At 55.0% G+C, this 20,277-nt stretch carries 17 protein-coding genes; 10 read left to right on the top strand and 7 right to left on the bottom strand.

All coding sequences use genetic code 11. From position 1 onward, the window contains the following. The first annotated feature begins 28 nt into the window (after positions 1-28). Complete coding sequence (locus tag HUN04_13480; protein WDP90650.1) at positions 29-2,293, top strand: DUF342 domain-containing protein; 2,265 nt, start codon at positions 29-31, stop codon at positions 2,291-2,293. Between the two features lie 2 nt (positions 2,294-2,295). Here HUN04_13480 and thpR read toward each other — a convergent pair whose 3' ends face one another. Next, positions 2,296-2,871, bottom strand: coding sequence for an RNA 2',3'-cyclic phosphodiesterase (gene thpR, locus HUN04_13485; GenBank protein ID WDP90651.1), 576 nt, complete (start codon positions 2,869-2,871; stop codon positions 2,296-2,298). A gap of 141 nt (positions 2,872-3,012) precedes the next feature. On the opposite strand from thpR, the gene HUN04_13490 reads away from it, so the two are divergent. After that, positions 3,013-5,136, top strand: coding sequence for a PAS domain-containing protein (locus HUN04_13490; protein ID WDP90652.1), 2,124 nt, complete (start codon positions 3,013-3,015; stop codon positions 5,134-5,136). Next, complete coding sequence (locus tag HUN04_13495; protein WDP90653.1) at positions 5,133-5,771, top strand: response regulator transcription factor; 639 nt, start codon at positions 5,133-5,135, stop codon at positions 5,769-5,771. Before HUN04_13490 ends, HUN04_13495 begins: the two co-directional genes overlap by 4 nt. A gap of 16 nt (positions 5,772-5,787) precedes the next feature. On the opposite strand, the gene HUN04_13500 is transcribed toward HUN04_13495, so the two are convergent. From HUN04_13500 to HUN04_13520, 5 genes are all read right to left on the bottom strand, one after another. Continuing rightward, positions 5,788-6,255 (bottom strand): MarR family transcriptional regulator, encoded by a 468-nt coding sequence (locus HUN04_13500; GenBank protein ID WDP90654.1) that lies wholly within the window; start codon positions 6,253-6,255, stop codon positions 5,788-5,790. A gap of 203 nt (positions 6,256-6,458) precedes the next feature. Further along, a complete protein-coding gene (locus tag HUN04_13505; protein WDP90655.1) occupies positions 6,459-8,354 on the bottom strand; it encodes a TRAP transporter fused permease subunit in 1,896 nt (631 codons plus the stop codon). 86 nt (positions 8,355-8,440) lie between these two features. Next, positions 8,441-9,403 carry a TAXI family TRAP transporter solute-binding subunit gene (locus HUN04_13510; protein ID WDP90656.1) on the bottom strand — a complete coding sequence of 321 codons (963 nt, stop codon included), beginning with the start codon at positions 9,401-9,403 and terminating at the stop codon, positions 8,441-8,443. A gap of 152 nt (positions 9,404-9,555) precedes the next feature. Then, complete coding sequence (locus HUN04_13515) at positions 9,556-10,626, bottom strand: patatin-like phospholipase family protein (protein WDP90657.1); 1,071 nt, start codon at positions 10,624-10,626, stop codon at positions 9,556-9,558. Further along, the gene (locus HUN04_13520; GenBank protein ID WDP90658.1) at positions 10,616-11,389 is read right to left on the bottom strand and encodes a tRNA pseudouridine(38-40) synthase TruA; all 774 of its coding nucleotides are present in this window, start codon (positions 11,387-11,389) and stop codon (positions 10,616-10,618) included. Before HUN04_13520 ends, HUN04_13515 begins: the two co-directional genes overlap by 11 nt. A 161-nt stretch (positions 11,390-11,550) precedes the next feature. Here HUN04_13520 and HUN04_13525 point away from each other — a divergent pair, with 161 nt between their 5' ends. The 7 genes from HUN04_13525 (at position 11,551) to HUN04_13555 (ending at position 19,624) form a co-directional block, all read left to right on the top strand. After that, positions 11,551-12,141, top strand: coding sequence for a DUF2284 domain-containing protein (locus tag HUN04_13525; GenBank protein WDP90659.1), 591 nt, complete (start codon positions 11,551-11,553; stop codon positions 12,139-12,141). A gap of 64 nt (positions 12,142-12,205) precedes the next feature. Beyond that, on the top strand, positions 12,206-14,638 hold the full coding sequence (locus HUN04_13530; GenBank protein WDP90660.1) for a 1-acyl-sn-glycerol-3-phosphate acyltransferase: 2,433 nt from the start codon (positions 12,206-12,208) through the stop codon (positions 14,636-14,638). 110 nt (positions 14,639-14,748) lie between these two features. Next, entirely contained in the window at positions 14,749-15,576 is an 828-nt protein-coding gene (locus HUN04_13535) for an SDR family oxidoreductase (GenBank protein ID WDP90661.1), read from the top strand. Beyond that, on the top strand, positions 15,573-16,943 hold the full coding sequence (locus HUN04_13540) for a DUF362 domain-containing protein (GenBank protein ID WDP90662.1): 1,371 nt from the start codon (positions 15,573-15,575) through the stop codon (positions 16,941-16,943). Before HUN04_13535 ends, HUN04_13540 begins: the two co-directional genes overlap by 4 nt. Before the next feature lie 9 nt (positions 16,944-16,952). Continuing rightward, on the top strand, positions 16,953-17,807 hold the full coding sequence (locus HUN04_13545; protein WDP90663.1) for a transketolase: 855 nt from the start codon (positions 16,953-16,955) through the stop codon (positions 17,805-17,807). A gap of 13 nt (positions 17,808-17,820) precedes the next feature. Beyond that, positions 17,821-18,840 carry a transketolase family protein gene (locus HUN04_13550; protein ID WDP90664.1) on the top strand — a complete coding sequence of 340 codons (1,020 nt, stop codon included), beginning with the start codon at positions 17,821-17,823 and terminating at the stop codon, positions 18,838-18,840. A 4-nt stretch (positions 18,841-18,844) separates the two neighbouring features. Continuing rightward, the gene (locus HUN04_13555; GenBank protein ID WDP90665.1) at positions 18,845-19,624 is read left to right on the top strand and encodes a hypothetical protein; all 780 of its coding nucleotides are present in this window, start codon (positions 18,845-18,847) and stop codon (positions 19,622-19,624) included. An 18-nt stretch (positions 19,625-19,642) separates the two neighbouring features. Here the strand turns inward: HUN04_13555 and HUN04_13560 are convergent, their stop codons facing one another. Then, on the bottom strand, positions 19,643-20,275 hold the full coding sequence (locus tag HUN04_13560) for a TetR/AcrR family transcriptional regulator (GenBank protein ID WDP90666.1): 633 nt from the start codon (positions 20,273-20,275) through the stop codon (positions 19,643-19,645). Positions 20,276-20,277 lie beyond the last annotated feature (2 nt).

The raw sequence follows: 20,277 nt of genomic DNA on the forward strand, positions 1-20,277 counted from the left end.
AGTCACCCTAACCCTGGAATGGAAACCAATGGCGGAAAATTCAGAGCGTATTCCGACCCTGGCAGAACTCGCCCTTAAATACGGAACCATCTCAAGAGATCAATATATCCACCTGACCAAATTGTTCGCCCTTGTCAAAAGGGAAAAACAAACACCGGACTACGGTGAAATGCTTATTGAGCAGAAAATGGCCACCTCGTACCAGATCGGCCTGCTCCGCCTCATCCGGGATTATCACATCATCCGCCGCCACGGGGAAGCATTCGGCAAGATTGCCGTCAAAAGGGGATTTGCCACCCAGATTGATATCCAGCGGGCCCTGGATATCCAGAAAGAGGAGTTTAAAAAATCAAGGCTCAAAAAGCTGATGGGCGATATCCTGGTGGAATCCGGTGTGATCACGGCCACCCAGCAGAAACAGATCCTCAAAGAGCAGACCCTGCTGGACAATAAATCCAGGGAAATACTTGCAGAAGAGACAGACCGGCCCGACCCGGAAGGAGTAATTTCACTTTCAGATGCTGAAAAAAATTTTCTCAGGGTAAAAGGCCTGGACAGGGAATTTTCCGCTGCGGTGATCGAAAAGGGGTTTGCCTCCGAGAATGATGTGATGCGGGCCAGGGAAACCCAGGAGGAAATCTTCGAAGAAAACCGGGCCATAAAAATTCTGGGCGACATCATGGTCTCAATGAAAATGCTCACCCCGGACCAGAAAAACCTGATCCTCGAAGAACAGGGCAGGATTGAGGATATCCCCGAGAAAGAAAGGATTCCGGATCTCACCATTACGCCGGCGCCGGACGGAATGACGGCCTGGATCGAATTAAATCCCAAACGGATGGCGGCAATTTCCCTTGAACAGATAAAATCTGAACTGGCGGCAGAGGGGATGACCCGGGGCATTTATCCGGATGAAATGCTGAACTGCTGGCTTGTAGAAAAGCATCCAAGATTTCCGGTGGCCCGGCTGGATTATTCCAAGGATTTGCAGGACGCCCGGAATCTGGAATCGGTGTTTAATTTAAACCTGACGGAAAAGGGGGAAAAGCGGAAAGGCGACCTCCTGGTTCGCCAGGATTCCACGTGGAACACCGGAAAAAGAATCAATATTTATAACCAGGAAACCGCCGCAGTTTCTGATCTGGATTTTACCATCAGTTGCGGCAGCGGCACACGCCCGTCAAAGGACAAGGCATCCATTGTGGCGTCGAAAACAGGGCGGCCCGCCCTTTCTGCCGAAAGAACGCTATACATCCATCCCGTCATCAATGTCCTTGAAGATGCCGACCTCAGATACGGTCCATTGGAGCCCTATGCCAATCTCAGCATCACCGGAACCATCACCGGAGCCTATCCGGTTACCGCCGGAGATGTCTGGGCCGGAGAAATCCGCGGCGGAGTGATAGAAGCGGTCGGAGAGGTCAGGACAAAGGTGGGCATGACCGACGCGGTTATAAAAGCCCAGGGCGATGTTTATGCCAGATACCTTCACAATTGCAGGATAGAAACCTACGGCAGTGTATATGTGGAAAATGAGATATTTGATTCGGACATCCGATGCTCGGGCATGGTAGACAGCCCGGACTGCCGGGTCATATCTTCACGGATTTATGCCAAAAAAGGGGTGCGGCTCTCGGGAGCCGGAAGTGCAAAGACGGCCAAGTGCAGCATATTTGCAGGCAGTAACCATCATATTGTCTCCCTGGGTGCCGCCGTTCTTAAAGAAATCCACAGCATTTCAAGGGTGCTTGAGGACCTGAAAGAAGAGCAGGCCGGCGAGAAAAATGCCTCAAAAAAAATTTTCAGGAAAATGGTGGAACTGAAAATTTTCCATGACCGGGCCAGGCAGAAAAAAGAAAGCCTGGTCATGGAATTCAAAAAGAACAGATCCCGCCTCAACAAAAAACAATCCAGAAATATACTCTCCCTGATTTCCAGTTTTGAAAAAAGAATGGAAACATCCATTGGCGCCCTCAAAGAGCTGAACCAGAATAAAAAAGTCCATGACAAAAAAACGGCCGGCCTGGAGAAAAAAATTAAAGTCCAGTCCAGAAAAACGGCTGCTGAAATCATGACTTTGGAGCGGCGCCTATTTGCGGCCCTTGAACGGGCCAGATCCGATTCCTTTAGCACGGAAATTAAAATCAGCGGTGAAGCCTGGCAGGGAACGGTGCTGGGCGGAATTTATTCGCTGAAGACCCTGGAAGAAAACCTGGAAAGCTTCCAGGCGGAAGAGATCGGCAGCGGGGATCCATCATCGGCCGCCCGGATTAAAATCACCCGCACTTCATGAACTCACCCGCCCAAATGGGCGGTGTATAGCCGGGTATGGACAGCACCCGAAGGGTTAAGTTGGCTTTCGTAGAGATGGATGGCATCAACCCGAAAACCGCTTTCCTTGAATTCACCGCATGTTGAAAAAATAGCCTTTAGGGCCGGTCCGCCCCCCCTGCCTTTGATGCGGCCGATGGTGATATGCGGAGAAAACCGCTGTTTTTTTAGGCCAAGGCCGCTGTCCCTCAGGGAGGAGGCCAGGTGGGTGTGCAGCCTCTGAAGCCGGTCAATCTCCCCGCCGAGTCCCATCCAGAGCACCCGGGGGTTCCTTGCACCGGGAAATACGCCGGGCCGGCCAAGGCGGAGCCGGAACCCTTGAACTTTGGCGGCGCTTTCAGCCATGGCGGACTGAATCCCGGGAAGCTCCGCCAGGGAGCGATCCCCGAGAAAGGCCAGCGTCACATGGAACCCCTTGGGAGAAGGCCATGACGCACGGATGCCGCTGGCTTTGAACTGTTGCTGAATATCCCGAAGCCGCTTTATCACTTCATTGGGAAGTGTCAGGGAAATGAAGCACCGTAGTTTTGAATCTGGCATTTTATACTCCTCCGGGTCTCCCGGCCCGTGGAAATGTTTCATGTGGAACAACCGCCCCGGTTCCCTTAAATGGTATAGATTCAGCGGATAAAGGTCCATAGCCATTGAAAAAAAGATACGCCTTGATCTATACTGACCCTCATGCGCCTGAAACTGATTATATTCATATTGGCCCTTTTCGCCTTTTTGTCCGCCTCCACAGGCGGAGGGCTCTATTATTATTCCTATAGGGAGGCGGCATTTCAACAGGCGGAGTCCGACGCCGACTCAAGGTTGGCCCTGTTTACCCGCCAGTTTTCCACCCATTTGTCAGAGCATGTCAAATCGGTGAAAACACTGGCCGGCACCCGGGAATTGACAGAAGTCTTTATCCGCAGGAATCTGAAAACCATTTATGACGCCAACCAGACCCTGGATCTGTTCACCCGCTCCATGGACCTGGATGTCAGCTACCTCGTTGATAAAGAGGGCGTCACCATCTGCTCATCCAACCGAAATGTTGCAGACAGTTTCGTGGGCCATGACTTTTCTTTCAGGCCCTATTTCCAGAAAGCGGTGAAGGGGACCCCTGCAACCTATCTTGCCCTGGGGTCCACATCAAACAAACGGGGGGTTTATTTCAGCCACCCCGTTTACGGCAAAGACGGCAAAACCGTGCAGGGCGTGGCCGTGGTTAAATCCTCCGTGGAATTTCTTGAATCCTCCCTCTTTCCGAAAATGGACGGCATCCTGCTCTTTACCGACCCCATGGGTGTCATTTTCATGTCCAACGTGCCTGAATACAGATTCAAGCTAATCTGGGACCTTGAGGAAGAGGCCGTGAGTACCATTGAAAATTCAAGGCAGTTCGGCAACGGCCCGTGGGAATGGTCAGGGTTCAGGCGTATTGAACCGGGGCGGCTCATTGACGGCTCCGGCAGGATCTATTTTATGTCAAACATTGAGTTAGCCAATTACCCGGGATGGGAAGTCATTTCACTGAGAAATGAAAAAAAAATAATAGAACAGGTATCCCGCCCGTTTATCCGGGTCATTGGTTCCATTGTGCTGATGGCCTCTGCCCTTACCGGCCTGCTGGTTGTCGTTCTCTATCAGATGGCGGCCAGGGAACTGGCCCGGCGGAAATCCGCAGAAGAAAACCTGAAAATGTCCGAACGGCGGTACAGACAATTCTACCATAAAACCCCTGTAATGCTGCATTCCATAGATACGGAAGGAAGGATAATCCACGTATCCGACCACTGGGTGGAGGTGATGGGCTATGGCAGGGAAGAGGTGGTGGGCCGCCACCTGACCGACTTCTTCACCCAAAGTTCAAAGCGATATGCGCTGAATACCATATTTCCCAGATTTTTCAGCAGCGGATTCTGCAAAGACATTCCTTATACCTATGTTAAGAAAACCGGAGATCAAATGGACACCCTGCTCTCCTGCTACGGGGTGCGGGACGCTGAGGGGCATATCATCCGTTCACTGGCGGTCAGCGTGGACGTCTCCGAAAAGAACCGGGTGCAAAGGGACCTTGAAAAGGCCAAGGAACAATTGTCTATATATTCCCATGATCTGGAAGGCCAGGTCCGCCGGCGCACCGCCCAGCTGGAAACGGCCCAGGCAAACCTGAGGCAGCTTTCCAAAAACATCATTGCTTCCCAGGAGAGGGAAAAGGAACTGGTGGCCAGAGAGCTTCACGACCACCTGGGCCAGGTGCTCACAGCACTGCGTATCGATGCCGTATGGGCAGAGAAAACCCTTGGCACAGTGGACGAAAAAGCCGGGAAACGGGCGGGAAAAATGAGCAGCCTCATTGAAACCACCATCCAGGACGTCAGGGATATGGCCTATCGCCTCAGACCCAGGGTTCTGGATGACCTCGGGCTGGCAGACGCCCTTGAATCACTGGTCTCTGACTTTGAAAGGCGGTCCAATGTTTCCTGCGTATTCCGCCATGATGAAATCCCGGAAATTGACAAAACCCTGGCAACCGCCCTATACAGAATAGGCCAGGAGGCCGTGACAAATGCCCTGCGCCACTCGGCAGCCACCACCATATTGGTGGAACTGAGGACCGACGGGGGGGATATGATATTGACGATCCAAGATGATGGATGCGGATTTGACCCCAGTATGAATACCGATGTTAAGGGATTCGGCCTGGAAAGCATGAAGGAAAGGGCGAATCTGGCCGGCGGCCGGTTGGACATCAGTTCAGCCCCGGGACAGGGAACCGTGGTTTCCTGCAGAATCGGACTGGAAGGAGGAGTATGATCAAGGTATTGCTTGCAGATGACCACAGCATTGTGCGGGAAGGCCTCAGGAAAGTGCTTGAAGATGATAAGGAAATCAAGGTCATTGCCGAAGCCCCGGACGGGGAAACCGCCTTTGACCAGGCCATGTCCCAAAATCCGGATGTGGCGGTCATCGATATTTCAATGCCGGGCATGGACGGGCTTGAGGTGGTGAGCCGCATGGCTGCCTACTGCCCGGATATCCCTGTGCTGATCTTAACCATGCACGAAGAAGAACAATATGTCATCCGCGCCATAGAGGCCGGGGCCATGGGATACGTTACAAAACAGTCTGCACCGGAACAATTGGTGGCGGCGGTAAAAAAAATCAATGAAGGCGGCAGATATCTTACGGAAAAAGCAGGAGAGGCCCTTGCCCTAAGGGTGATCCGGGGAAATCAAAACAAAAGCCTGACCGAATCCCTGTCCATGAGAGAGCTTCAGGTCTTGAGAAAACTTGCCACAGGCAGTACCAACAGGGAAATCGCAACGGCCTACAATATTTCAGTCAAAACCGTGGATACTTACCGGGCCCGCCTGCTCAAAAAACTGAACCTGAGGAACAACGCAGACCTCTCCAGGTATGCAATTCAGAACAAACTGGTTGAATACTAGTGGGGGATTTTGTGCACTAATTTTTGGAAACCGAATGGTTCAGGGCTTCGAAATTGGCGAAGATTTTATTCAGGGTTGACCGGCACTGATCCATCTCCTCATAGGAAATCCCCTGTTCAGCCTCCCGGAGCATCTCATCGACCAGCCCCATCAACTCCTCCTTAAAATCCTTTGCCTTCTGGGTGAGATAGATCAATTTACTCCGCCTGTCGTTGCGGTCCGGTACCCTGAGCACGATATTCTTTTTCTCAAGGACATTGATAAGACGGGTAATGGCGGCCTTGTCCTTTACGGCAATACGGGCAAGCTCCTGCTGGGTACGGCCGTCCTTCCGGTAGAGGTGGATGAGAATGCTCCATTGTTCATAACTGACATCAAACCCCGCGTCCTGAAATTTTTTGGTCAGCCGTTTGATAATGGCTCTGGAAGTCCGGCCCACAAGGTAGCCGATGGATGAATCAATGAGGCGGTTAAAATTGTCCATTTGCGTTTTATTTCCGTGTCATTAAAAGGAAGTTCAAAATTTTCAAGCAAATAGTATAACCATAATGGTTGATATGGCAACCAAAGATTTATGGAGACCGGGGGAACCAACACCCCTGGTACAGCACCAAGCCACAAAAAAGCCCCGGCCGTTTATCACGGTCGGGGCCAATTGAATTGAGTCAGGATAATTTTACCGGAAAATCAAACCGCTGTTTTGCCGCCGAATGCAGTTTTAATATACCGGATCCAGATCCCGCTGAGGAACCATGAATATGCCCAGGTGCCAAAGATGATGGCAACGAAGGCTTTCACGATGTCCATGGAGCTGCCGTCAAGGGAGAACCCGGGGACATAGCCGAAAAGAAGGGGGCCGAGATAGAGAAACTTGGCAAACTTGAAAGAACTGAATGCGGTACGCCACATATTGGCCTTGGCAATTGTGGCGCCGGCAAAGGCGGCAATACAGACCGGGGGCGTAATATTGGAGTCCTGGGACAGCCAGTAAACGATCATGTGGGCGGCAATCTCATTGACACCGAGATGGGTCAGGGCGGGGACGGCCACCACCGCTGTAATCAGATAGGCTGCTGTCACGGGCACGCCCATGCCAAGAACCAATGATGCCAGCGCAACCAGCAAAATGGTCAACAGCAAGGAACCGCCGGCCAGTTCGATCATGATGTCGGCAAAGGTAAGCACAAGTCCGGAAAAGGTCAGGACGCCGATAATGATGCCGATGACCCCGACGGTGGCGCCTATTTTCAGGCTGTTTTCGGTTCCGGACCGGGCGGCTTCCAGAAAATGGCTTAAGCCCGGCTTGATCCGGCCCGGATTTTTTGCATAAAAGATACCGGCAGCCGCCAGCCCGACGGCCAGCCCCACCCATTCAGGCAGTTTGCCCTGCTCGGAGCCGATGGCAATATTCACCAGCGAGACCAGGAATACCGCCGTAACGATAAAGGCCATGGTCAGGTCCATGGGGGTCTCCCGCCTGACCCAGCTGATATATACACAGGTGACAAGCCCGATGATGGCGGAATAACCGGGTGAGTAGCCGGTAAGCATAAGAATGGTAATGGCGATCAAGGGGATGGTATAAAACCATTCTGTTTTAAAGATATAGGCGGCGGAGTGTTCGGATTTTTCACCCACGATATTATCTTTCTTGGCTTCATAGTGAACCATGCAGAAAACCGAAAAAAAATACATGAGCGCAGGGAAAATGGCAATGAGCATGATCCGGGAATACGGCACCCCTGTCAGTTCCGCCATGATGAATCCCCCGGCCCCCATGATGGGTGGCATGAACATCCCGCCAATGGAAGCCGCCGGTTCAATACCGCCGGCAATATGGGGTTTGAACCCGGCTTTTTTCATCATGGGGATGGTGAACATCCCGGTGGACACCGTGTTGGCGATGGCGGATCCTGAAATGGATCCGAAAAGCCCGGAGGCAATCACCGACACCTTGGCCGGTCCGCCGATTTTATGGCCCACAGCCGCCAGGGGCCAGTCGATAAAAAATTTCTGGGCCCCGCATTTCTCAAGGTAGGCGCCAAAAAGGACAAAAAGAATGACATAGGTGGCCAGGACATTGGCCATGATGCCGAAGACCCCGTCACTCTTGTAGAAAATGCTGATGCACAATTCTGTAAAGGGCGCCCCTGCATGGGAGACGAGATCCGGGGCCAGATACCCATAGACACCGTAGATCAGCATCAGGGTGCCCAGGATGACAAAAACATTGCCCACCACCCGCCGGGCCAGTTCAATGCCCACCAGGACCCCGATAATGGCAAAAACCATATCCACGGTGGTTTCCGCCCCGGTCCGGTAATTGATGGCCTCAAAAAGCAGGATCCAGTATCCCACCGAGGCAATGGACAGGACAATCAAAATATAATCTATGACTCTCCCGATTGTTGATTTGGATTTGTACAAAAGGAAGACAAGCACATAGGTTATAATTACATAAACACCCCTGTGGTACTGGGTGGCCATGGGTTGCACAACAGCCGCCCAGGAGTAAAAAACGACCAGGATGACCGAGCATACATCAAAAACAATCTGCTCGAATCGATTTAGTTTTTCATACACGGTTTGCCTTCCTTAGGTGGTTTAAATTAAAATTGGGCAGGTGCGGAGATGCCGCACCTGCCAGCAGGTCGGGTCAGCTTAAAAGATTAAAGCATGCCCTTTTCTTTCCAGAATTTCTCGGCACCGGGATGAAAGGGCGTAACTACACCCTGGGTTCCTGTTTTGATGGCCATGAGCTTGAAGGTTTTCTTCTGGGCCTTCATATGGGCCAGGCCCTCGTCGGAATAAATCAGGGTAAGCATTTTGTATACGGCGTCATTGGATACCTTTGAGTTGGCCACCCAGAGGGCTGAATCCTGGAAGGAGGGGGAATCGTAATCCACACCCTTATAGGTGTTGGCAGGGACGGTCAGCTTGGCAAAATAAGGATATTTTTCATAGAAGCCTGACGCCTTGGCATCGGCATCCAGGTTGACCAGGGCGATGTCATTGGTCTGTGCGGCCATGATCACGGCGCCGGAGGGGAAGGCAGTGAACAGCCAGAAGGCATCCAGCTGTTTGTTGCCGAAGGCCTGGGCAGCATCGTTGTAGCCCATGGCGTTTCTTTCAATCTTGTCCCATACCCCCAGGTGCTTGAAAAAAAGTTCGCAGTTGGCAAAGGCGCCGGAGCCGGCATTGCCCACACCGACTTTCTTGCCCACCAAATCTTTTACGCTGTTGATGCCGGACCCTTTCAGGGTAACCAACTGGGCAGGGGCACCGTAGAGCCATGCAACCGCCAGAACATCTTCGTATTTTTTGGTATCGTTTGCCAGCATACCGTTGCGGCCTAAATAAACATGGCCTGAATAAACAACACTCATCTGCTGGCGCCCGGCATTGGTCTTTCTCAGGTTTTCCGTGGAACCGCCGGATGACTGGGCCTGAACCCTGAACTCTTTTACGGCTTTCATGGGCTTGTACACCTGGATGCCGTTGGCAACCACCTGGAAGGTGCCGCCGGCAGGGCCGCCGCCGAAGACGATTCTTTCCTTGGCAAAGGCAGACTGGCTAAATGCCATGGCAAGCACAGCGATAAACCCGATGAGCAATAATTGTTTGGCTTTCATACGATCCTCCTGTTTTGGTGTTAACAAAGATGAATTGACCATTTGTACCGCATACCAGAGTACCAAGGCCGGGGTCACCAAATCAATTAGAGGATTTCTGATTCTCGTGTAGTAATTTTTCTTACAAAGAGATCAAAGAAAGCCGGCCGCAATTATAAAGGTGCGGCCATCTTCCTGATCCGGCCGGATGCCACCGCATCCAGAAAGGCATCGCCCAGTTCAAGGCTTTTTACCGCAACAGCATGCCAGGCCCTGTACCGCTCCCGGTCATTGCCCCTGAACCTTAAAAAGTCTTTTCTGTCCGGAATTCTGCCGTAGGGCAGTTGGGAAACAAAATCAGGGGAGGGGGAGACCAGGATGACCCGGTCAGCCATTTCCCCCACGGCCCTGCGCCGTTTCATGGTTTTGTCAAACCAGCCCGGGATAATATGGGGATAGAAATGGGGGTAGAGGATAAATCCAGGTTCATGGTGTTTCAAGGAAAAGAGGGGGTGGTAATCCAGAATGCCGCCGTCCCGATAGACCCCGGCCCTGGCGCCAGGGATATCCCGGATGCCGTCCATGACCACGGGAATGGAACCGCTGGACAGCAGCGCCCTGTAAAAATTCTCCATATCCAGAGCCACCTGCTCTGCCCCGAATCCATTGATATTAAAAGGAGTCGCCCCTGCCCCGGGCACCCGGAACAGGACGCGGTTAAAAAACATTGCCTGGGTCCTGCGGGTGGCCAGATTCAAAAGATAGCCGGCAAGAATCCCCGCTCCCAGAGCCGGGGTATTATCCTCTGCCATCAGCCCCCGGCACCGTACCGATAAAAAGCCCAGCTTTATATAGGGATGGGAAAGAATCCCGGGAATCGTTTCACGGGGAATAAAGCGGTTCAGGATTTTAAGGGATTCATCGGTGATTTTCTCCGGAGTGACCCGCCCCCTGTAGGTTTGACTGATATAGGCATCCCTAAGGCGGTCAAAGGCCCGTCCGGGGTCTTCCTGGGCTGCGGCAGCCAGTTTCCAGGCACCGATGGAGGAGCCCAGCAGGGAGACTTGGTGGGTAATCCCGTGCAGCCACCGTGAGAACACCGCACGGTCCAGCCCGTATATGGAAAGCCACTTGGCCGCACCGGACGCCCCGAGCACCGCTGTAATGTCTTCAGGCGCCAGGCCCCTTTCCCGGATATGGGCAAGGGCGGTTTTACCGGCTTTGATGGTCAGCTTATCGGTCATGGAATCTCACCTTGTTTAGCATCAGCCCCGAGGCAGGGGCAATGGATTTCAACGGACTGCGGTCAATGCCGGAAAGTGAGTCTCGGAGATCTTCAAGGCTGGCCTCCCTGCGGCCCAGTGCGATGAGCTGTCCCATCATCAGCCTCACCTGGTGGCGCATGAAACCGGTGGCAGAGACCCTGTACACCCAGGATTGGCCGGGAAAAAAGCCTGCGGAGAATGCTGTATTCTCTTCAATCCGGCTCTGGATAATCTCTCTTTTATAATCAGTTCCGGGGGAAGGTTTGGTGCAGTACCGGATAAAATTATGTTTTCCCGCAAACAGGGCCGCCCCTTCGGACATCAGCGGGATGTCCAGTTCACCGGGAATCCAGGCCATGAAGGGGGCGCAAAAGGGGTGAAACTTCTCCCCACAGGAAAAAAAATAAAGATATTCCTTGGTCCGGGGGCTGTTGAGGATATTGAATTCCTTCCCGACCGCCTCCATTTCCAGGGCACGGATATCCGGAGGGAGATTATGGTTCAGCTCATCAGGAAAGGCGTCCGGATCCAGAAGATCCTCCACAAATAATTCAAAGGCCGAATGACCGGCGGAGACCATGGCATCGGTCCGGCTGGTACCCAGCACCTTAAACTCAGAATGGCCCAGAACAAATTCAAGGGTTTTGCAGACCATGGCTTCCACGGTTTTCACCCCGGGCTGCCGCTGCCATCCGTGGAACCTGAATCCCAGATATTGAATATGGATGAGATAATAATTCATGCCACCTGCCTAGTACCAGCCAGGACACCCCATTGGCAAGATATTTATCCCTGGCTGCCCGCCCAGAACTGAAATGATCACTTGATCCGGCTCACTATAATCTGTTAAAACCAGGCATCCTGAATGGGATGCAATACCAATAACTGCATGGAAGATATCACATGGAACCCAAGGAATTTGACGAAATCCTGGACCTGGCCCGCACCAAGGGCGTCAGCGATGCCCTGTTCATCTCCCCCGACATCATCCCCGTGGACGACAAATTTGCCGCTTTCTGCAGGGAACCGGGCTGTACCGGATACGGCCTGTCCATGAGCTGCCCTCCCCATGCCAAGGGCCCGGACTGGTTCCGGGAACAGATTAAAACCTATTCCCGCGCCCTGGTATTTAAATTTGACGTACCCACCACCGCCCTGCTCGGCATTGAGCGCCTGGATCTTTTAGGACTGATACACGAAACCGCCGCCCTGCTCGAAGAAACGGCAAAGGCCAAAGGATATAAACGGGCCAAGGGATTTGCCGGGGGCTCCTGCAAAGAGGTCTTCTGTGCCGACCATCCCAACTGCCGCGTTCTCCATGGGAACGGAGACTGCCGAAACCCGGACCGGGCCAGACAGTCCATGTCCGCCGTGGGAATCAATTTTTTAAAATTGTCCAAAGCCGTGGGCTGGAAAATGAAAATCATCACCAGCGGCACCGATCCCGAAAAAAAGCCCATGGGCATGGTGGCCGGGCTGGTTTTGATCGATTAGTCCCCATTTATGCAACTGGGACCTGACGGGCGACGCCCGGCAAAGCAAAATAGAAGGTAGACCCATGATAAAAAAGATAAAAAAAGCAGCCATGCGCCTGACCGCAGGCGCCGTCAATAAAGTAGATTTCATACGGCTGATCCACCGCATCGCCGAGAGCCCTGCCGGACGCCCCCACCTGGAAAAATACCAGTCTCTGCCAACGGACTGGGCCAATGCGGAAGAGATCAGCGAGCGGGCCGTGGACCTGACCATGGCCCAGCTCCTGGGAGAGCATCAAACCGTTGAACGGAACGAAATCGCCGATCTTATCCGGGAAATTGAAATCCAGTACGACCGGGACCTCCACATCCACACCGCCGCGGCCTTCCGGGTGGTCTTCGACCATCTCTTCGACCATGCCAACCTTGACCTTCCCTTTACCTCGCCGGACGGCCGGGATCTTAAACACATTGATAAATTAAGGCAGTACAGGGAAGAGGGGCTGGGGGTTCTCTATCTCATCAACCACAACTCCCACCTGGATGAATTCATCTTCGACAGTCTCATGCAGGACCTGGGTCTGGGGCTGCCGGTGTTTGCCGCAGGGCAGAACATGATGGCCATCGGCAGTATTGCCAAGGTGCTCATGACCGGTTCCTATGTGGTCCTGCGCAAGGGTGCCTCCCGCCACCAGATGGCGGCCCTGTACAATTACTGCAGCGCCCTGAGCCGCTGCGGGGCCCAGCAGGGTATTTTCCTGGAAGCCTGGCGGGGCGGGGCAAGGTCCAGGGACGGCAGCCTTCGGTACCCCAAACGGCTGGTGGCCGTACGCGGGGCCATCGATCTGGATGAAGGCCAGGATATGGTTGTTCAGCCCGTTGCCCTATCCTATTCCGTGGTTCCCGAAGATCTGATGATGTGTTCCGGCAAAAGCGGCAAGACCTGGATCAACGGGATGAAGCGCTTCAAGGCCCTGATGAATCTTCCCATCCACCCGGCCACATTCTGGTACCATGCCATGGAAAATATCTACTCCCGGTGCTATGTCTCCTTTCCCGAGCCCAAACGTCTAAGCGAGCTGAACGCAGACTGGCAGAAGGACAAAAGGGGAACGGACTTTGACGAATTTGTGGCCCTGGATGCCATCACCCAGATTGCCAGAACCAAAAAAGTCATGGCCTCCCAGCTGGCGGCCCGGACCATCACCCGGGCAAAAAAGACCGATTCAAAAGAGATCGAAAAGACCCTCCGGGATGAAATCAAAACCATTAAAATCTACCACAGGCAGACCTTTACCCAGGACCCTGACTTTGAGGATTTTATCAAGGAAAATTCCGAAGACACCGTCATGGCAGACGGGATAAAAACCCTGCGCAACAGGGAAGTCCTCAGCCGGTGGACAAAGGACAGTTTAAAGCTCCCCTCCGTCATCAACGACATCGGCCTGAGCTACTACGCCACCCATGGAGACCGCCGCCTCTATTCCCCCACGGCAGACCAGAACATCGTGGTGGTGGGGGCCGGCAACTGGGGCTTTGTCCTGGCCAACCTGGTGGCCGGCCGGCTGCTTGAAAACAAGGCCTATGGCAATGCCAGCATCACCATCTATGACCCCAGGAAAAAACTGGTCCGCCACATGGGAAAGGAGCGGCTGGGCCCGGGACATTTCAAGGACAAGCCCCTGGAGAAAAATGTATTTGTCACCTATGACCTGCCGTCGGCCTTCAGAAAGGCCAGCGAGGTCATCGTCGCGGTAAAACCCGAGGTCTTTGAGGCACAGATGAGGGAAATCATCGCCGTCTCGGAACAGCACCTTAAAATCATCATTGCCACCCGGGGCTTCATGCCCGACACCCCCCTTCTGCCCTTCCATATGGTCCAGAACCTTCTGGTGGAATATGAGCGGACGGACATGGATGTCCTCACCCTGGCCGGACCTTTGGAAACCGACGACCTCATCGAAACCCAGGCCCTCTCCGGCATCATTGCCGGCCCGGGCCGCTCCTCCCAGGAAATGGCTGCCCTGATCTTCGGCCCGGACCAGACGCCCCTGATCTCAACAGATCCCATCGGGGTACAGGCCGCCGATATCCTGGCCCGGATCTACGCCCTCTGCGTCAACATCATGCTGGCCTGCACCGAAGGTAAAAAAGGACTGCTCATGGGCAGACTCTTCGCCCAGGCGGCCAAAGAGGCAAGGGCACTCACACTGGCCATGGGGGCATCCCCGGAGACCTTCACCGCAGGTTCCATCCCCTGGACCGCTACCTTTACGGCCCTGGCTGCAGACGGCCCCCTCAAAGAGCTGGGCGAAAAGCTGGGCACAGCCGTCAAAAAAGGAAAAAGCCCCGCAAGGGTCCTGAACAAATTATCCGAAAAATGGCGGCAGGCCGGGGGCAGGGTCCAGCTGATCTCCGACCTGGAATCGGCCCTGGCCTGCGGTGTCCAGAGGGAGGTTGACCTCGCGTTGCTCCGGGAGGCCTCTGAACTGATCCAGCCGGAAAAGAAAGCCTGATCCGCGGCCGGGCAACCCGGCCGTTTTATTCAGAAAAACCACTTGACAGGTGTTAATATCCGTGTTTATTGAACAAGTGTTAATTATATCTTTCAATACGGATACCGACAATGAACACCTTTTCAGGAAAAACAGTCTACATCACCGGAGGGTCAAGCGGTATCGGCCTTGCCACGGCCAAACACCTGGCCGGCCTGGGCGCAGATATCCTGCTCATGGCAAGGCAAACCCCTCCCCTTGAACGGGCAAAACAGGCCCTTGAAACCAGCCGCCGGACCCCGGATCAGCAGTTTCACACCCTGAGCCTGGATGTAACGGACCAGAACCGGGTCTATGAAGAGATGGCCGCGGCCGTGGAAAAAACAGGGCCGCCGGATATTCTCATCCTCAGTGCCGGCATCAACACGGCGGCCGACCATTTTGAAAATATCGACCATACCATGTTCAACCGGGTCATGGACGTGAATGTCAACGGGGTCCGGAATCTTGCCCACGCCCTGGCCGGCCCCATGAAAACCGTCAAGGGCCATGTGGTGATTCTCTCTTCCGCCGCCGCCCTTTTCGGCATGTACGGGTATACGGCCTATGCCGCCTCCAAGGCAGCCCTCATGGGATTTGCCGAAAGCCTCCGCTACGAGCTCAAGCCCAATGGCATGGCCGTCACCATTGTCTTCCCCCCGGATGTGAACACCCCCATGAACGATGCCGAGGCAAAGACACTCCCGGTCCAGGGCCGGGCCATGAAAAAAATGGCCGGCCTGCTCACCCCGGAATTCACGGCAGGAGAAATTGTCAAAGCCATTGAACGGAAAACCTATTTTGCCATCCCCGGACGGCTGACCCGGTTCCTCTATTTTCTCCACAGGATCACCAACGGGGCAATCAGCCGGATGGTCTCGGACATCCTGATCCGCCGGGCCTCGGGAGAAATACAATGACGGCGCCATCCAATAGCCGCCGGGTGATCATCCGGCAATGCGATGAATACGACAGTCAAAAACTGCAAGCCATCATCAGGGAAGGCATGGAAGAACTGGGCCTGCGCCCCAGGGGCCGCATCCTGATCAAACCCAATATTGTCACGGCCAACAAGGGGTATATCCACCACAGTTACACCGCCCCGCCCATGATCGAAGCCATGGTCCGGACCTTGAGGGAGGCATCAGACCGTCACCAGGCCGGTCATCCGGGGCCTGGGCCGGAGCAAAACCGGATCACCATCGGGGAGTCCGGAGGCATCGGCATGCCCTCCCGCCTCTTTTTTGCCGAGTCCGGCATCCAGCAGCTTGCCCGCCGGTTAAAGGTGCCCCTGGTGGACTTCAACGAAGAGGAGACAAAAAAAGTCGCGCTGGAAAAGGGGAGATGCCACAAGACCATGGAAGTGGCCAAATCCCTCTATGAGGCGGATTTCAAAATCTGGATGCCCAAACTCAAATTCCACATTGTCACGGAAATCACCAATGCCCTCAAGCTGAACATCGGCATCCTCACCCACAGGGAACGCTTTCTCTTCCACGACGACCGGCTCCACCAAAAGATCGTGGACATGCTGGAGGTAGGCGCCCCCGACCTCATCGTTTCCGACGCCGTCACCATCGGCAGGGGCTTTGAATCAAGCCCCTACCCCGTCCATCTTGGGGCCGTGCTCATCTCCGACGATCCCCTGGCCTGCGACATGGTGGCGGCAAAAATCCTGGGGTATGCCCCGGAACAGGTCCGCCACCTGGTTGAAGCCCGGGACAGGGGGTACGGCAGCCTCGACTTTGAAGAAATAGAGGTTTCGGGAGATATTTCCATTGAAACCCTGAGGGAGCGGATCAAGGATGTGGACTCCCCCTTCCAGGACCTGAGCCGCCTGGACACCCCCCTGACCTTTTACGAAGGCGAGAACAAAACCTCGGGCAACCTCTGCTACGGGGGGTGCACCTGTTCCATAAAGGGGGCCCTGGGCACGGCGGAAAAACGGTCCCCGGGCACCCTGAAGGGCGCCAGAAAAGCCGCCCTGGTCATGGGCCATTACAGGGGCGACGTCATCCACCCGGAGGAGCCGGTCTTTCTCATCGGCAGCTGCGCCGGGGTGGACGGGCGGCTGGAGGCAAAAAAAATCATCCGTATCAAGGGCTGCCCCGTAAAGGTAAAGGACCTCATGTTCCTGCTGCTCATCCGGCTCAATATCAAAAGCCCGGTATTTGACCTGCGGAACCTGGGCCTGCTCCTCTACCACTCCCTGGTTTCCGCCTGGATGAAACTCACCCTGCCGTTTAGAAAGGATGCCCGAATTGATCAAGCAGACCATATAAAATAAGGAGATCCCATGCCCGTTACAGATCAGGAAGTCCAGAATCTTAAAGAGAAGGCCAGGCAGCTGCGAAAGGATATCATCGACACCACCATGGCCGCAGGCGGTGCCCACATCGGCGGGGCCCTGAGCATGGTGGAGATCATGACCCTTCTTTACTATAAATACCTCGATATCAGGCCGGAACAGCCGGACTGGGCGGACCGGGACCGGGTGGTGGTCTCCAAGGGCCATGCCGGGGTGGGCACCGCCCCGGTGCTGGCGGACAAGGGATATTTTCCCAAAGCGGACCTGGCCACTTTCAACCAGTTCAAATCCAGGTTCGGCATGCACCTGGACAGCCTTAAGGTGGACGGGGTGGATGTCTCCACCGGCTCCCTGGGCCACGGGCTTTCCATGGCCGTGGGCCTTGCCCTGGGTGCCCGGCTTCAGAATAAAAGCTGGATGACCTACTGCATCCTGGGGGACGGGGAGTGCAACGAAGGGTCGGTGTGGGAGGCGGCCATGGCGGCGGCCCATTACAAAATCACCAACCTGGTTACCTTTGTGGACCGGAACCGCCTCATGATCGACGGCCCCACCGAAGAGATCATGGGGGTGGAGCCCTTTGCGGACAAGTGGACGGCCTTCGGTTTCACGGTCAAAGAAGTGGACGGCCATGATTTCATCCAATTGGCCGAGGCCCTGGACTTTGCCCTGGACCGTAATCAGGACTCAGGAGAGGCGGGCAGGGCTCCGGTGCTCATCCTCTGCAACACCGTCAAGGGCCGCGGGGTGGATTTCATGGAAAACGAGGTGAAATGGCATTACGGCAGCATGAACTCGGAACTGGCCCGCCAGGCCAAAGAGAGCGTGGACGCCAACAGCTGATAAGGAGAAAAAGATGACCAGAGAAGTCACCGGCACCACCTGGACCGTTTATGATTCAGACACCCTGAGCCAGGCCGAAATCTACGGGCAGGTCCTCTGCGACCTGGGAGACCGCCACCCTGAAATCGTGGGGCTCTCCGCCGACCTGGCCAACTCCACCAAGATCGGGAATTTCGGCAAAAAATTTCCCCACCGGTTCTTCAACGCCGGCATTGCCGAGCAGAACCTCTTCGGCATGGCAGCGGGCCTGGCCGCTTCGGGCATGCTCCCCTTTGTCTCCACCATGGCCGCCTTCGTCACCATGCGGGCCGGGGAACAGGTCCGCACCGATATCTGCTACCAGAACCTCAACGTCAAAATCATCGCCACCCACGGGGGGACCAGCTTCGGGCCGGCGGGTTCCACCCACCACTGCACCGAAGACATCGCCATCACCCGGGCCTTTCCCAACATGACCGTCATCGTTCCCGCCGACGGGGTGGAGACCGCCAATGCGGTCAAGGCCTGCATCGACCACCCCGGCCCGGTGTACATCCGTATCGGCCGGGGGTTTGAGCCCCCCTATTACCGCGATGAAAATTACGGATTTAAAATCGGAAAAGCCGTGGAAATCGCCGGGGGCACGGATCTCACCATCATTGCCGCAGGGGTCACCGTGCTCCAGGCCGCCGAGGCCGCAAGGATACTCAAGGAGACCGACGGCCTCAGTGTCCGGGTGCTGAACATGCACACCATCAAGCCCCTGGACGAAGCCGCCGTCCTCAAAGCGGTGATGGAGACCCGGCGCATCATCACCTTTGAGGACCATAACGTCCTGGGCGGCCTGGGCTCGGCCGTGGCCGACGTCATTGCGGCCTCGGGCAAGGGCTGCGCCTTTGAAAAGGTGGGCATCCCCGACTGCTTTGCCGTTGTGGGCTATCCCGAAGATCTCTACGCCCATTACGGCCTGGACGCCAACGCCATGGTGGACAAGGTCAGGGAGATCATGGGACGGGACTTTGAAGAAGACGAAGACTGGGAAGACGAGGTATAATCCAATGGCCCCGACAAATAAAGAGATGATGGCATCACGGCTGCTGCTCCGGGCCGTACTCCCTGTGGCCAAGGTGGTATTCGAGGATGTTCCGGCAATACGCTCCTCCTTTAAAGGCATAAACGCAAGTTTCCAGATCCAGGCCCGGACTGAAGAGGGACCGGTTGGGGCAGGATTGCGGGCAACAGACGGCGAACTGGAATGGATAGAGGGGATCCTGGACAATCCGGACATCCGGATGAGCTTCTCCTCTCCTGCCGCCATGAACCGCTTTCTCACCGGCGGCATTGCCCTGCCCCGCATCAAGGGACTGCTTCGCCCCCTGCTGCTTCTCAAGTTCATCCGCCTGCTTTTAGGCCTCACCATCCTCATGCCGGACAAACGGCCCACGGCACCGGACAAGATCCGCCTCAAGGTCAAGATGGTGATTTACATGATCACCACGGCGCTGTCCCAGTACAACAAGGCCGGAGAGCCCGAGATGAAAAAATGGACCGGGATGCAGCCGGACCGGATCTACCAGCTCTCATGCGAACCCGAGGGCATTGCCGCCTACCTGCGCATAAAGGCAGGAAAATCAAAGGCCGGCCGGGGTTATTACCAACGCAAACTCCCCTTTGTCCACATGAAATTCAAAGGGGCGGAAAACGCCCTGCCCGTCTTCCTCAATGAAGTGGAATTTGTGGAGTCCGTTGCCCGGGGATACGTTGAGGTGGAGGGGTCCCCGGAATACGCGGCCAAGCTCAACGATTTCATGCAGCGCATCCAGGCCCTGGTTACCTAGAACCGGGGCACCGTCTGTTTATTTGAAAAAGAGAGAGTAGGCCTGCTTGGCTGCCTTTTCAATGGTCGCCCCGGGATCATCCACGATCTCCGAGAGGGAGTTATTATTGTAAAGGGAGACCAGGCCGTGGAGCTGCCCCCATACAATGGTCATGAAGAGGTTTGGATCATCGGGAACTCCGAACCCATCTTCCCGCAGTTCCCGGGCGCACCGGTATAGCAGGGCCACGCTCCGTTCGCTGGATTCCTTCTCTTTTCGGGCCATTTCCTCCAGAGGGGTGCCCGCATAATCGGCATACTTGGGAACGGGCATGTCGAACATGATGGCATAATAATCCGGCCGGGTCAGTCCGTAGCGGATATAGGCCTTCATCATCCGCCATATCTTCTCGGGCATATCCTGTCCCCCCTCATACCCCGCCAGCAGTTCCCGGTAGAGAATCGCCCCTGCCCTCAGGCGGATGGCGATATTGATCTCATCCTTGCTGGCGTAATAATTGTACAGATTGGCCGCCGTCATCCCCACCCGGGCCCCGATCTTGCGCATGGACAGATTCTGGAATCCCTGCTCATTGATGATGTCGGCGGCGGTTTCCAGGATCCGCTCCCGGGTCTCGGCAATCTGTGCCTGGTCCAAAGATGCTCTGGGCATGG

It is taken from the genome of Desulfobacter sp. (genome assembly GCA_028768525.1).
Taxonomy (GTDB): Bacteria; Desulfobacterota; Desulfobacteria; order Desulfobacterales; family Desulfobacteraceae; genus Desulfobacter.

Excerpts from the sequence above, each read along its gene's own strand:
- HUN04_13560 (WDP90666.1), bottom strand. The coding sequence starts at position 20,275 with ATGCCCAGAGCATCTTTGGACCAGGCACAGATTGCCGAGACCCGGGAG.
- HUN04_13515 (WDP90657.1), bottom strand. The coding sequence starts at position 10,626 with ATGACCGATAAGCTGACCATCAAAGCCGGTAAAACCGCCCTTGCCCAT.
- HUN04_13530 (WDP90660.1), top strand. The coding sequence starts at position 12,206 with ATGATAAAAAAGATAAAAAAAGCAGCCATGCGCCTGACCGCAGGCGCC.
- HUN04_13550 (WDP90664.1), top strand. The coding sequence starts at position 17,821 with ATGACCAGAGAAGTCACCGGCACCACCTGGACCGTTTATGATTCAGAC.
- HUN04_13525 (WDP90659.1), top strand. The coding sequence starts at position 11,551 with ATGGAACCCAAGGAATTTGACGAAATCCTGGACCTGGCCCGCACCAAG.
- HUN04_13490 (WDP90652.1), top strand. The coding sequence starts at position 3,013 with ATGCGCCTGAAACTGATTATATTCATATTGGCCCTTTTCGCCTTTTTG.
- HUN04_13555 (WDP90665.1), top strand. The coding sequence starts at position 18,845 with ATGGCCCCGACAAATAAAGAGATGATGGCATCACGGCTGCTGCTCCGG.
- HUN04_13545 (WDP90663.1), top strand. The coding sequence starts at position 16,953 with ATGCCCGTTACAGATCAGGAAGTCCAGAATCTTAAAGAGAAGGCCAGG.
- HUN04_13500 (WDP90654.1), bottom strand. The coding sequence starts at position 6,255 with ATGGACAATTTTAACCGCCTCATTGATTCATCCATCGGCTACCTTGTG.
- HUN04_13510 (WDP90656.1), bottom strand. The coding sequence starts at position 9,403 with ATGAAAGCCAAACAATTATTGCTCATCGGGTTTATCGCTGTGCTTGCC.
- HUN04_13540 (WDP90662.1), top strand. The coding sequence starts at position 15,573 with ATGACGGCGCCATCCAATAGCCGCCGGGTGATCATCCGGCAATGCGAT.
- thpR (WDP90651.1), bottom strand. The coding sequence starts at position 2,871 with ATGCCAGATTCAAAACTACGGTGCTTCATTTCCCTGACACTTCCCAAT.
- HUN04_13520 (WDP90658.1), bottom strand. The coding sequence starts at position 11,389 with ATGAATTATTATCTCATCCATATTCAATATCTGGGATTCAGGTTCCAC.
- HUN04_13495 (WDP90653.1), top strand. The coding sequence starts at position 5,133 with ATGATCAAGGTATTGCTTGCAGATGACCACAGCATTGTGCGGGAAGGC.
- HUN04_13535 (WDP90661.1), top strand. The coding sequence starts at position 14,749 with ATGAACACCTTTTCAGGAAAAACAGTCTACATCACCGGAGGGTCAAGC.
- HUN04_13480 (WDP90650.1), top strand. The coding sequence starts at position 29 with ATGGCGGAAAATTCAGAGCGTATTCCGACCCTGGCAGAACTCGCCCTT.